The organism is Serratia sp. L9 (assembly GCF_050632285.1).
Taxonomy (GTDB): Bacteria; Pseudomonadota; Gammaproteobacteria; order Enterobacterales; family Enterobacteriaceae; genus Chania.
The window spans coordinates 5,684,279-5,697,578 of sequence record NZ_CP192591.1 but is presented as its reverse complement, the minus strand read 5'-3'; the positions used below and the strand labels follow the sequence as shown (position 1 = coordinate 5,697,578).

Genomic DNA, 13,300 nt, shown 5'->3' with positions numbered 1-13,300 from the left:
TAGTACGGGCGCCGGGTCATTGGCAGACACCTTGGAGCAACTGTCTGCTCTCTTCAGATGCGGCTGGAGGTCGTGAATAATGGAGTGAGCAATGCTCTGCCTGGTTATCTCCCCATCTAACCTGCAACACTCCGGCCAGGCCAAGATCGCGGGCCACTATCAGGCTGGCCTGGCCAACAATGCCGATGGCGTTGTTTTGCTCATCGTAGACGTTAGCCGCGAAGGGCAGCGGGGTGCCGTCTTGTTGCCTGGCCCTGATGTAGGTCACCTTGCTGCGTTTGGTTTCATAATCAAGCAGCACCAATGCACCAGCACGGGGAACCGCGGTACTCTTGCTCGACAGCAATTCCACATCCCTCGAGCTGCCCTTAGGGTCGATATCTACCTGATTGAGGTAATAAGGGCGTAAGTAAGGGACAATCGCATAACCGAAACGGTCAACCCTAACGCCGGTGGCATTGGTGATAAGCGCGCCTTCGGCCCCTGGAGCGCGGACCAGGCCACCGGTATCACCCATTGTCTGTCCCAGAGTGATGCCACCGCGATGGGCAACAATGGCCCCGTCAATGCTTGATGAAACCTGCCTGTTGCCTTGGCCATAGCTATAAGTTGCCCCCAGATTGGCTTGAGGTGCCCGGTAGCCAACGCCGCCGTTGAAAAAGTTGCTGTTTGCCTCGGTATCTCGGCTGGCACTGATGACATAATTAAACTGATTCTGCTCCCCGGCATTGCCCGACAGGCCAACCAGGCCGGTGCTCCCTTTGCTGTCGGTGATCCCGGTGACATTGAGGGATGGCGCGTTGGGACTCGTACCCAATGGTAATGACAACGTCAGCGTGTATTGGGTTTCTCGCCGATCCAGCGACGTATCGCTAGCGTCGTCCCCTTGTAGGCCGCTCAATGTTCGGCTGATCGCCAGGGTATAGCTGAAATTGTGCCAGAAGTTGCTATAGCCTATCTGCATGCTCTGTTGGGCGCTATTCTGGTTCCAATAAGAGACATGGCTTCCAGTCGCGTACAGATTTCCCCAGTTTTCGCCCAGCGGCTGGCTGACGGAAAGCGTAAACATGCTGCGCTGACGGCCATAGGTGCTGATGCTGTCATTACGCAGGGCCAGATCACGCAGTTGCACGGCATCGTTGAGGCTGAGAAAACCGTCGGTTGAGTAGCGATAGGCCATCACCGAGAGGCTGGTCTGAGTTTCTGGGTACACTTGGCTGAAGCCGACACGGTAACTTTGCCCTGAACGATGATGCTGGCCAGGTATACGGGTTCGCGACTGGGTAATATCCAGCGAGAGTGCGCCAACCGGGGTATTCATTGCCCCGCCCAGTAACGCTGAAAGATAGCCCTCGCTGGCAATGGCTCCGGTATAGCCTGTGAGGAGATTATTCAGACCCAACTGGTACGTCAGGCTGCCAAAGGCAGGCTTGTTTGCCAGCCCATCAGTATTGACTTTACCGGTAGCAAATTCATAGCGGCTCACCCCAGGTCGTAGCATTTGTGCGACTGAAGCATAGGGAACCGTAAATGAATGAACCTGACCATTGGCTTCCTCTATACGTACGGTCAATTCACCGCCATAGCTGGTGGGATAGAGATCGTTGATCTCAAAGGGACCTGGCGATACCGTCGTGGTATAGAGATTAAAACCGTTCTGAGTGATGACAACTCTGGCGTTGGTATTGGCGACGCCGCGTATTATGGGGGCATAACCGCGCAGAGAGTCGGGTAGCATACGATCATCTGAATACAGTTTGACCCCGCGCAAACGCACGCCGTCAAACAGTTCACCACTGGTAAAGGTGTCACCGACGATCAGTTGGGACTGCAGTGCTGGAACATCACGGCCCAGATAGCTGGAGGAACTTTTATAACCCCCGCCGCCCCCTTTCGAGGACACATTGATTGTTCCGCTATTGCGCGCGCGCCAAGGGCCAAAATTCAGGCCGTTGCGCAGCCCGAGATAACCGTAGGTATTACTATTATCCCGCTGTTTTGACTGATAAACGTTGGCATTATAGTTAACCATCAAGGCGGTCAGGCCGTCCTCCCACAGTTTGGGATTGACGTAGCCACGCGGTGCTCTATCGATCAGCAGTTGCGGTATGGTTAACGTCAGTTCTTGCTCGCCAGCATCGAAGCTGACAGTGGCCCCTGGCAAGAGTTCGTTGAGTGCTCCGCAATACCCTTCTTGTTGTAACCGGGCCAGTTGCACCTCAGGGGCATGCGTCAAGAGGTTCTTTTCACTCAGATTAAGCAATGAAAAGAAACTTCCCGGGTAGCATGGATGGGTTTGCACCTGACTGCCCGGCAGGAGTTTGAAATGGATTTTCTCATTGCCGATCCGTTCACCGTTGAGTTTGATCGCCACAGCATAGACGCCAGGGACAACGATATTACCGTAGCTGAATTGGGCCGGATCGAAGGTTCCGACTTTACCGCCAGGGAAAAACTGGGATCGAACATCACTTCTTCCGGTGTTTCTTGTGCATAGGCAGAAGGCATCGCAGCCATGGCACATGAAAGCAGGCACTTCATTGCCATTTTGTATCTAGTCATAGAGTCATTGCATCCTTGACGACTCAGTTAGGTCAGTGATCCTGAAATAATGGTTAAGCTAGCGGCTCAAGGGATAAGTTTTTTCAATAAACGCCCCATAGTCATTGATTGCATTGGTTAGCACGCTATTGGGTTTTCCCTCTGTCGCTGTCTTGGCCGGTTTTAAATCAAATAGTTGCTCAGAGAAGGGGGCAATCATGCCACCATCTCTACCCGCCATCGTGGCATTCCCATGGCCAGACACCAGGATAGAGGCATAGCTGATATAGTAGGGAGTGGGGTTTTTGCCGAGCAGTTTTGCTCCTTGCAGGCGCCAACTTACTTGCCCGATAGTGTCAGATGTCGGGCTTTTCAAGGTTGCGGGCCGGTAAAACACCTTCAGGCGATTGCGATAGGCAATGGAAAGATAATTATCTTCCCCTTTGGATTTTGGGGGACTTCCAGAACGTTGATCCAATACAGTGTCTCACGATCAGAAGCGTGGTCAGCCATCGGCGTTGCGCTAATGCGTAAGGTTTGTGCCTTGGCAGGTTCAATGCGTGAAACCGGCGGCATGATGGTAAAGGGCACATCGCTGTTCTCGGGCGCGATATCCGGATCGCCTGCATCAATCCAGGATTGTACCAATAAAGGGACATTGCTCTTATTTTCCAATTTTAGTGTGATTTCACTTTCGTTGGCGGGGTAAATAACGCGGGTGCCAGAAATGACAATACCTGCCTGTAGGCATGAGGAAAAAAGACCACCATCAATAATGATGACAGCAAGCAATATCTTTTAATAAAGGGCATAACAGCCTCGAAAATATCTACCCTGGGGATTTCAAGTTGCAGCTCGGCGTCCGGTTATCTCATCCCTGGCGCTTACATGAAGTAAGTGACTGGGGAGAGCGCAGGTAACAACGCTTCAGCCTGAAAGACGTCGGGTATAGCCGTAGTAAATATGGCCCTGTAATAACAGAGCCATCAGTACTGATCTAAAAATTATTGATAAACGATGCTGTATCTGACTGTCGAAGCCACTTTACCTGGGGTGGCAGCGCCATCTACCGCAATATACTGACCAAAGTAGTTATATTCAGCAGTGTTACCGGCGATAGTTTTTGGTGCAATGTTACCCACGCCAGTCAACAGATTAATGGCATCATTGGTCTCTCCGTTCAGGATTTGCACCTGGACACGGCTAGCCGGGTTTGTGGTCTCGATATTTTTCAACCAACCGGTTGTCTTGTCGATGGCCGGGCTGTTTGGCTCAAAATAAACGGCTGCAATTTTACCGTTGGTGCAGTTTAAATCGCCCGGTCCACCCAGTGTAATTTTAAACGGCGTGGCGTTTGCCGTCGTACCTGAAGAACTCAATGAGCTGGCCTGAACTGCTTTTAAATTAACGTTGACATCAACGGCCCCGTTAGGCGTCGTGCCGTTAATCAGGCAGGTTGTATCGGTAACCTCACCCAGGAAATTGATGTTCCCATCAATAGCCGATACAGAGGTGGAAGCCAAACCGAAGATAGCCATGGAGAAAGCCATTGCTAATGTACTTTTGTTCATTCAATATTATCCTGTTAATTATCCTTAAACACCCTGAGCTCATAAAGTGTTAATGAGCTCAGGGCCATTATTCCATTATCATAGATAATGGAAATACGAGTCCCTGTTTTGATAATAGCTAAATTATTTTGCTTTCATATATAATGGTATGATAGTTGCGCCACGTAAAGTATAGCCTTTCCCTCGCGACGCCTGAATGAAATTATCGTCAATACCTATTCTTTCCAATCGTGCTTTAAGCTCTGAAATTACCTGAGTTAAACGAGTGGTAGAAGAGGATAAATTGTAGTTCTCCCAAACTTGCACCAAGAGTTCCTGATTGGAAATATAACCAGACTTCGCATGTGCCAACAGATAGGTTAATAATCTCATCATCGTCTCACGCAGTTTGAGAAAGTTGGTGAATCGGTCTTCGGAATGGCTTCCGAACTCTATGGTATTATACAGTTTTATTACCGATCCTGACTTTATATCTACTTGAAACTCGTTATTTACCACGTAGCCAAAAAGCAATAAACTTTCCGCATTGGTTCCGGTTGCTGTCGCTCCTGCATACTTACGTTGGCTAGTGCTATCCATTGCTACTCCATGCCCTGTTGAAACTTTTAAATATGTTCCTACAAATTGTAAGTTCTGTCGTTTAATATTAACCTGCCATATACTATTGGATGGAATATTAATGTCAATTTATAAATCAAAATATATATATTGAAAAATTAGATAATAAATCTAAATAAGTGCGATTTTTTGTTATTTTTATCTTTTTTTATTGTGCGGCATTGCCATTTTATGGATTTAAATTCCGTTAATGTAGACTAATTTATGTATAAGCATAAAATCCTTTTTTTGTGACTTAGTTTAGATTTATATTTTATATGCTTGGAGTTAAATATCGAATGCAGGGGGTAAAGGATGCTAAATGGGTTTTTTTGTTTCTTTGTTTTAGTTTCTTTATGAGTTTTATCCCAATCGCTTTCTCATTTTTATTTTTTCTGGTATTAAAGAAAGGATTATCTTATAAAAGATAAAATTTAATGATATCTATTTATTTTTTATAGCTTTCAAATATGTATTTGAGATGTCGGAGTGCGGGAGTTTTCTAACTCTTTATGAAGAAGAAACTAACTAACCACTTCTAATTCAATGACTAATTAACCAGGTTGTCCGGTCTGCTTATCGGCGCAGCAAGCTGCGCCTGTTAAACATTATAGGATCAGAACAACACCGAATAGTTCAAACCAAAGGTGCGGCCGCGGCCTTTATAGCTGTATAACTCCGGTGCGCCGTAGGTTGGGCTATACAGGATTGGCGCACGTTGACCCCAAACGGTGGTGTAATCTTTGTCCAGCAGGTTTTCAATGCTGAAGCTGACCTTACCCACTGGCAGGGCATAACTGCTGAGAACGTCAACGGTGTTGTAACCGTCGAGCTTTCGCCCCTGGCTATCAGAAACGTCGAAGGTCTGCTGCGACTGTACGCGCAAGGTCCAGTCACCCGGTGCCCAATTGACGTAGGCGGTGGCTTTCGACGGGCTGGCGGTATCGACGGTCAGCTTCTGCCATTTACCATCGGTTTTGGTTTCCGACTTGATCAGATTGAAGGTGGCCCCGGTACTCCATTCGCTGTCATCAAAGAAGTAATCCACCGCGCCTTCCATACCGTAGATGCGGCGCTTGTCAGAATCCACGTTGATGGTCATATCGGTCTTGTTGATCGAGATGGTTTTATCTGACAGTGAATAATAGGCCGCAACCTGAGTACGCAGATTATCGCCGTTATAGCGCCAACCCAGTTCATAAGCGTCAACTTTGATGCCTTCCAGTTTGGAGTCATTGACGTTAACGCTTTTTTGCAACTGATAATGGCCATTCACCAGTTTATAGGTGCCGGAACCGTAATACTTGGCCAGATCGGGGATCTCGAACCCTTGCGAGAAGTTGATCCAGGTTTGCTGGCGTTCTGTCAGGTGAGCCAACAAGCCTGCATTGAATAGGGCGTTGTTGTAATCGGTTTTGCCACCTGGTACGGCATCGGCAGAGCTGGCCAGACCGTTGGCGATCCCTTGCTGTTGTGCGTAACCGACAAAGTCATCGACCTTGTTTTCAGTGTACTGGTAGCGCACGCCGCCGCTCAGATTAAAGATTGGGTTGATGTCGTAGCTGGCCTGCATGAACGGTGCCAGGTTGGTGGTGCTGTACCCCGGATAACGGCCCACGTTGAAGGCATTCTCCAACTGCATCCCGCCGGATTGCTGTGCCTTGGCCAGGTTGAAGAACTGCTGGTTGGCACTAAAGGTTTCATGGTCGGCATCAACACCGTAGGTCAGCGTCAGGCTGTCGATCGGTTTGCTGTTCAGGGTCAGCTTGCTGCCGTAGAAATCGGTTTTCTGCTGTGAGGCGCCAATGCTGGTCACTTTACCACCGCTCAGCGTTGGGAACGGATAGAAGGTCAGCGACTCGTCACGATAATAAACCTGCGCTACCAGATCCTGGCCCCAGAAATCGGTATTGGAGTATTGCAGGTTGATCAGATGGCGCTCGGTGCCCGGGATACGATCCGAATCCAGATTACCGCTGTTGTAAGCCTGTCCGGTACCAGTAACCGCCGAGAAGTTTTTGCCCAGATACAGACCGTGCTTGCCATCAGACTCACTGTTGAAATACTGCGTGGTCAATTGCAACTGCTGGTGGTCGTCAATAATAATGGTGCCGGTACCCATCAGATCGATACGGTCAGAATATTGCAGGCCGGTCTGAGTGTTGTCGATCAGCACCTCATCGCCTTTGCCGTCATACCAACCACCGTAACGCTGATAGGAGAGGGACAACCGGCCTGACGCTTTCTCTGTGCCGCCGCTGACCGCTGCCGAGACGTTTTCATCATGATCGCTGCTGCTGTTGAAACCGGTTTTGCCACCAACCTGCAGCTCAACCTGTTTTTCTTCCTGCCCTTTTTTGGTAACGATGTTGACCAGGCCGCCGGTACTGCCGCCACCAAACAGCGAGGTTGCACCAGAAATCACCTCAATGTGGGCAATATTGAAAGGATCAATCGAATCGAGTTGGCGGCTGTCGCTGCGTGAAGAGTTCAGGCGCACGCCGTCGATCATGACCATCATCGAGCGGCCACGCAGGTTCATGCCGTAGTTGGTACGGCCCTGGCTGCTGACGTCCATACCGGGGATCAATTGAGACAGCACATCCTTGATCTCTTTGCCGCCCTGAACCTGCTGCTCAATTTCCTGGCCTTCAATCACCCAGGTGGTCTGCGCCATCTCCGCCACGCTGCGGTGCGCGCGACTGGCGGAAACGATCAACTGGTCGTCATTTTTTTGTTCTTCTGCCCAGGCTGCTGGTGCGAGTATTGCCAGCATGCATGGGTTTAGTACCCAGAGGTGTCTACGTTTCATTTTTTTCTGCTTTCCCTTAATTAAAACTCGGTGTAGTTGAATATGGCGCGTTCAACGCGGGCGCTTGCACCCGCCTGTTGACTGCGCCATTGGATCACAGCCGGGGTGGACGTTAAGTCGAAATGATCGCGTCCTAATGCCCGGTTGAGAATACGGGCCGAACGCCAGGCCATCAGGCTGAGCTGGGGTTCGGCAATGCCATGACTGTGCATGCCGGCATTAACGGCAAACAGACAGTTTTCGCTTGGGCCCTGCCACTCCAGAGTGAAATCCGGTGAGAGCAGGTATTGATCGTCCGCGGTGGTCAATAGGCGATGGGCTAAAGGTTCAAGAAACGCCGGGCGATCCTGTTGATAGCCGGTGGCGAAGATCACCACATCGCTGTCGAAGGTCTCTTTGCCTTGATCCAGATGGTGATGAGTGACCAACTGATAGCCATTACCGGCGGTGTGCAGGGCCGCCAATGAGCGGCTGGGCAGCAGACGCGCCCAGGGTTTCTCGCGCAGCACTTCAAAGTGGTGATACATCGCCCGGTAGATTGCCAACAGAGATTCGCTGGTGATGCCGTCCGAGGTCATCTTCTGCTCGGTCAACATGCGCTGTTTGGCGCCGTCATTCAGGGTGTAGAAGCTTTCCACGTATTCTGGCGTGAAGTATTCGTTGGCGAAGGCCGCTTCATCCAGAGCGTTATAGTTGTTCCGGCGTGAGATCCAGTTCAGTTGCGAAGGCTGGCCCCATTCGGCGCGGAAAATATTCAAGAACAGATCTGCGCCACTTTGCCCGCCCCCGACCACGGTGACGCGTTTGCCGGTAAGGTCCGGGTTGCGTAGGCTCATCTCGCTGGCATGGAAACAGCGATCGTTTTGTTCGGTGACGCAGTCTGGCAGCTTGGGACGCTTGCCGATGCCTAAACAGATATGACGTGCGCGGTAGACATCACGCTGGGTGGTGACGACAAATTGGCGTTGCTGGTCATCAAAATCCACGCTGCGGATGTCCTGGCTGAATTCCAGAGTATTTAGCCCGTTAGCTGCCCAGTCCAGGTAATCGGCGAATTCTTCGCGGGAGACCGTGCGTTGCTCGGTGGTCAGGAAACGGTAAAACTTCTTCCTTTTCACCAGATAGTTGAGAAAGCTGTACGGGTTGGTGGGGGAAACCGCACTGACCAGATCTTTGAGAAAACTGGTCTGCATATGGCAGTCCGGCACCATCATGCCGGGATGCCAGGAAAAGTGCGGTTTTCGCTCAAAAAACTTGCTGTTAAAGCCGGAAACTTCACTGCCGAGTGCGGCAATGCTCAGGTTGAATGGGCCGACGCCGATGCCGATGAAATCCAGAGACTGATTCATTGGGCAAACTCCTTGGAGACCAAATATAGGGGGTTATCCAGATCCTGCAGATAGTTCGGCAGCATGCGGCTGCCACCATCCTGCTCTGAATAGGTGAGTTTCACCGGGTTGAGAACCACGCGAATAATTTGTGGTTTGAACAGACTGAATAAGGTAAAGCGTTCGGCCAGCTGCGGATGCTGCGCCATATAGCGTTGCAGCACCTGTGCCAGCACTTGATAGAAGCGGGATTCACTCACACTGCAACGGCTCATCAGCGGTGAAATAAATCGCAACACGGTAACAAAGTGCCCGGTTTGCAGATCATGGATCAGGTAGTCGGCCGGCAGGCGTACCGTCACGTCTTTCACCACTTGAGGCAGCGTAGCGGCCTGTGGGAACTCTTGGTCCACCAGGCGCATATCGCCCTGGAAATCTTTCAGCAACACGCGCTGTGGCACATAATCTTGCATGACCAGCGTGATGTTCTGGCCGTGGGCAATCAGCGCTACGCCATAGCAGCACATCAGGTGATACATCGGGATCACCACCGCCTGGAACATCTGTGCCAGCCAGGCTTCAGCGCTCAGGCCAGAACGGGCGATGTAGGCGGCGATCAGCGGATTACCCTGGTTATCGGTCTCCATCAGCGTAGCCATCAGGATCGCCTGCTCGCCCTCGCGCAGATAACAGGAAGGATTCTCACGCCAGATCACCCCCAGCATTTCCTGGTAACGGTAAGGCGCCTTGGCAAGGGCGGCATAGGTAGGATGCGCCATATAACCGGCAGCCGGCTCCCCCAGAATCTGCGCACCGCTGGTCAGCAGGGTGGCGTCGTTGGCGAAGATGTGCTGTAACCAGCGGGAGGCGGCAGGCCCGGCGCTGATGTATTTACCGGGAATGCCGCGATAGCAGGAAGTGTTGTAGATAGTCAGCGGCAGCTTGATATCAAATGGTGAGGGGCGACTGACGTTGGTCAGTGTGCGTAGCGATTGTTGCGCCAAATAGCGATCGCCAAACTCACCCAGTTCCACCAGTGCACCGCTGGCTAATTGTGGTAAGAAATGCAGCGCGATTTTTTGCTGCCATTGCCAGGGATGCAGCGGCACTGGCAGCCAGTCGTCATTCAGTTGCAGTTCCCGCCAGCGGCGGTCAAAACGCAGGCGTTCGCTGCTGTCCATCGCGCTATCCAGCAATTTTTCCAGCGGGAACTCTTCATCTGCACACCAGACAAAGCTGCCACGTTTGGCGGCAACCCAGTGCAGACGGAACTGGCCTTGATATTCCGGCGCATATTGTTGCAGAGCGGTCAGTCCCCAGCCCCGACGACCCTTGTTGAAGACAAACTTCGGGTGGCCAGCCAACAGACATTGCAATGCATCGGCGTCCAGAGCGATCAGATCCTCCGCACTCATTCCATGACGGGCGTTAAGCAACTGCATATCACCGCGCAAAGTAGCGTACAGATCTTCCAGGTGCTCGGCTACCTGCGCATCATCCATCTGCAATACCTGCGCCAGTTGCCGCAGAGCCTGATCGGCGGCCAGTGGTTGGCAATCGCATGCCAGGCTGGTGGCATCAATATGCAACCAACCCCAAATGCCACGGTTGGCGTTAAAGGTATAAGTGGCATCACCCAGCGCCATCCGCCATTGGCCGTTATGCTCTTGAGCCTGCAGCGTGCGTTCGTATTCCAGTTCCGCCAGGATCTTGGCGATCATCTGGTTGTTTACGCGCTGCCAGTCGGCGTAATCTTTGCGGCTCATACGTGCGCTCCCCGGAAGAAAATCTCACGTTGGTTCATAATTAAGCGGGAACGTTTGTGCGGGAAATCAAACTCTTTCAGCGTCTGGTAACCTGCGGTTGGAAGATGGCGGAACAGCCGCTGATTATCGGCGCGCGGCTCGGCAACCACACGCGTTGTGCGCGGCTCATCCAGATACAGATAATGGGTCAGGCCGCGCAACCAACTGCGGATGTACTGTGCGCCACGCCAGTTTTCTTCACCAACCAGCATATGCAGACCGCGATCGAAGGGCTGCCAGCGATAGTGGCGGCCAATGCGATCTTCTGCCGCCCAGTAAACTTCGAAATAGCCAAAGGGCCGATCGTCAAAGCAGCCCAGCAGCGGGTAACAATAGCTGGAGTCGAGTTGGCGCTGTAAATAGGCGGCCTGTACCTCGAGGGGGCCACTCATCTCCCAGAAGGCGTCAACACGTGGGGCGTTCATCCAGCGAGTGAACTGCTTGGCATCGCTCTCGACCTCAGGCAAACGGAAGCTCAGGGTGTGCTTGATTTGCGGATCGTAGCGGCGATAAACCTCGCCGCTTGGCCGTGCCGGGCGTTGCGGAAACCACAATTCACGTTCTGCGTCGTATTGCATCTGGCCGCAAGCGGTATGGCGCTCTGCGACCAGCCACAACGGCAGTTGGTAGAAGGTTTCTCGGGCCAGGTAATCTCCATTGGCCTGTGCGAACAGTGCAGTGGCCTGCGGCTCTTCACACCATTCGGCGTAGGGCAGGGCAATGCCGCCCAACTGCGGAGCGGCAATCAGCAACTGATCCAACGCTTGAACCAGCCAACCCGCAGGCAGCGGGCCTGGATAATGCAATACGGCACTGCTGTCCAGACCCAGACTGAGGGACAGGGTTTTCCCCAATAGCTCGCAGCGGAACCCGTTAATGGTATGAACAATATTGGAGGAAGGCATCATTGAGCAGCCTCCACCAGCAGTGGGTTGATGAAATCAAAGTAGATCACTGCCGGATCGACAATGGTGTTCTCGTTGTGATCGTGCAGATAACAGAAGAAATTGCCCTTGCAGTTCCAGTGCGTGCTGTCGAGGACATAGTCCAGGCAGCGGCTATTCTTTGCCGTTGCACGCAGCCCAGCCAGTGCGCGTTGCACCCGCATCATCAGGTTTTCTTCGCGGTCAAAACCGGCTGCTGCCATAGCCGCAGTGACCGCCAGCGTAGAGTTGACCAGCAAGTAATAAGGGAAATAGCGCAGCAGTTGCTGTTCACTGAAGCGGTTTTCCGCCTCGGCTTCGCCAATTTCATCCAGCCAGGGTGTGGCATCACGGGTAAAGCCGCTGCCCTGGCAATCGCGATACAGCATGCCCACCGGCAAATCCTGCTGCATTTCCACCAGAATATTTTGTTGGTGAGCGAGAAGCACCAGACCGTAATCGGCTTCGACGCTGAACAGCGGTAACAGCACCTGCTGGCAGTAGGCATCAAGCCAGCAATGTGTGGCCTGTTGTAACGGTAAGTTCAGGCGCGCCGCCAGGCGGCGGACTGCCGCAGCCAATAGGCTGTCACCCCCATCCGGTGCGGTTTGCGTCAGGGTGACCAGCACATTGGTCTGATTATCGGCCTGGCCGAACAGCAGGTTATCGCGCAGAGCCATCAGGCTTTCTTCCTGGATCACGCCATCAGCGGATCGCAATCCGGCCCAGCCATCTTCCTGCATGACGCGCATGCTTGGATAACGGGCCTGCAGCTCTTGCCAGCGGGAGGTTTGCGCCAGCCGGGCCAGGCGCATACCGCGTTTCACCTCTTTCACCGACAAGGTACGTACCGAGTTGGTCAGACGCACGCTGAGAGAGAACTTGATCATGTCGCGGCAGTCGGCACTGTACAGCGAACGTGATGAACTGGTTGGTAACCAGTGCTCACCTGCTTCACCGAGATCCCAAAGCTGTTGCTGTTCGACCAGTTCGCGGCACCAGGCTTGCTCCAGCAGATAATCGGCTTGCCAAGGGTGCATCGGTAACAGCCAGACATCATCGGTAAAATGGCTCAACAGTTGTGGGGCGCTCTGGGCGGCGAAGCGTTGCAGGCGCTGTTGCAGCGTGAGCTTCAGGCTGTCACCGCACAGGAAACGTTTATCTACCGCAAACCAGCGTAGTGGGAAGCGGGTACCAAAATCAGGCAGATAGCGCTGTGCCTGTTGTTGATCGAAGGGTTCATGGGATTTGGGAGCCGGATGGAACGCATGGCCAGCCAGTAGCCCCTGTTCCGCCTGGGCAAAATTCAGCGGCCGATCGCGCAACCTTGCCCAGTCGAGCCGGATAGCAATTGCCTGGTGGGTATTGTCATGGCTTTCCAGCACGCGCTGGCGAAAGCGGGTTAGCACCGCTTCCGATAACTCGCCTTTTATCGCAGGTTTGGCCAACAACAGCATAACTAACTGCTCAAAACTCAGCGCTTCACCGCTCTCATGCAGACGGGCAGGGAACTGATATTGGTGATGTTGAGTTGGTGAGGTATGGCGTAAAGGAATGCGAATAGATTTTTTATCTGTCAGAGGAATATGTAACTGCGGTAATTGGTGGTTATCGGTGGCAGTAACGATGTGCCAGTCCTTGGTTTCACGCATTAATGCGTTGAGGAAACATTGCGCAGCCACATCGGTTGCTGCGGTTGCTAACTGGATAGTCATGACCCTTG

11 protein-coding genes are annotated in these 13,300 nt (G+C 52.4%); 1 reads left to right on the top strand and 10 read right to left on the bottom strand.

Annotation, left to right across the window (positions count from 1 at the left end):
• Nucleotides 1-16: 16 nt before the first annotated feature.
• Nucleotides 17-2,398: a fimbria/pilus outer membrane usher protein gene (locus ACQ86O_RS27030; protein ID WP_431225842.1), complete on the bottom strand. Its 2,382-nt coding sequence runs from the start codon at nt 2,396-2,398 to the stop codon at nt 17-19.
• Between ACQ86O_RS27030 and ACQ86O_RS27025 the strand changes: the two genes are divergently transcribed.
• Nucleotides 2,327-2,497, top strand: coding sequence for a hypothetical protein (locus tag ACQ86O_RS27025; RefSeq protein WP_431225845.1), 171 nt, complete (start codon nt 2,327-2,329; stop codon nt 2,495-2,497). The two genes, ACQ86O_RS27030 and ACQ86O_RS27025, sit on opposite strands and share 72 nt — an antisense overlap.
• A 123-nt stretch (nt 2,498-2,620) precedes the next feature.
• Here ACQ86O_RS27025 and ACQ86O_RS27020 read toward each other — a convergent pair whose 3' ends face one another.
• The 9 genes from ACQ86O_RS27020 to ACQ86O_RS26980 all read right to left on the bottom strand — a co-directional run bounded on the left by ACQ86O_RS27020 (nt 2,621) and on the right by ACQ86O_RS26980 (nt 13,292).
• Nucleotides 2,621-2,917: a fimbrial biogenesis chaperone gene (locus tag ACQ86O_RS27020; RefSeq protein ID WP_431223621.1), complete on the bottom strand. Its 297-nt coding sequence runs from the start codon at nt 2,915-2,917 to the stop codon at nt 2,621-2,623.
• A gap of 23 nt (nt 2,918-2,940) precedes the next feature.
• Nucleotides 2,941-3,333 (bottom strand): fimbria/pilus periplasmic chaperone, encoded by a 393-nt coding sequence (locus ACQ86O_RS27015; protein WP_431223620.1) that lies wholly within the window; start codon nt 3,331-3,333, stop codon nt 2,941-2,943.
• Between the two features lie 212 nt (nt 3,334-3,545).
• The gene (locus ACQ86O_RS27010) at nt 3,546-4,112 is read right to left on the bottom strand and encodes a fimbrial protein (RefSeq protein WP_431223619.1); all 567 of its coding nucleotides are present in this window, start codon (nt 4,110-4,112) and stop codon (nt 3,546-3,548) included.
• A 123-nt stretch (nt 4,113-4,235) separates the two neighbouring features.
• Complete coding sequence (locus tag ACQ86O_RS27005) at nt 4,236-4,691, bottom strand: winged helix-turn-helix domain-containing protein (protein ID WP_431223618.1); 456 nt, start codon at nt 4,689-4,691, stop codon at nt 4,236-4,238.
• Nucleotides 4,692-5,325: 634 nt separating this feature from the next.
• A complete protein-coding gene (locus tag ACQ86O_RS27000; RefSeq protein ID WP_431223617.1) occupies nt 5,326-7,521 on the bottom strand; it encodes a TonB-dependent siderophore receptor in 2,196 nt (731 codons plus the stop codon).
• A gap of 20 nt (nt 7,522-7,541) precedes the next feature.
• Nucleotides 7,542-8,870, bottom strand: coding sequence for a lysine N(6)-hydroxylase/L-ornithine N(5)-oxygenase family protein (locus ACQ86O_RS26995; RefSeq protein WP_431223616.1), 1,329 nt, complete (start codon nt 8,868-8,870; stop codon nt 7,542-7,544).
• Nucleotides 8,867-10,615 carry an aerobactin synthase IucC gene (iucC, locus tag ACQ86O_RS26990; RefSeq protein WP_431223615.1) on the bottom strand — a complete coding sequence of 583 codons (1,749 nt, stop codon included), beginning with the start codon at nt 10,613-10,615 and terminating at the stop codon, nt 8,867-8,869. Before iucC ends, ACQ86O_RS26995 begins: the two co-directional genes overlap by 4 nt.
• Entirely contained in the window at nt 10,612-11,559 is a 948-nt protein-coding gene (locus tag ACQ86O_RS26985; protein ID WP_431225841.1) for a GNAT family N-acetyltransferase, read from the bottom strand. Before ACQ86O_RS26985 ends, iucC begins: the two co-directional genes overlap by 4 nt.
• Nucleotides 11,559-13,292, bottom strand: coding sequence for an IucA/IucC family protein (locus tag ACQ86O_RS26980; RefSeq protein WP_431223614.1), 1,734 nt, complete (start codon nt 13,290-13,292; stop codon nt 11,559-11,561). The genes ACQ86O_RS26985 and ACQ86O_RS26980 overlap by 1 nt, the downstream gene beginning before the upstream one ends.
• Nucleotides 13,293-13,300 lie beyond the last annotated feature (8 nt).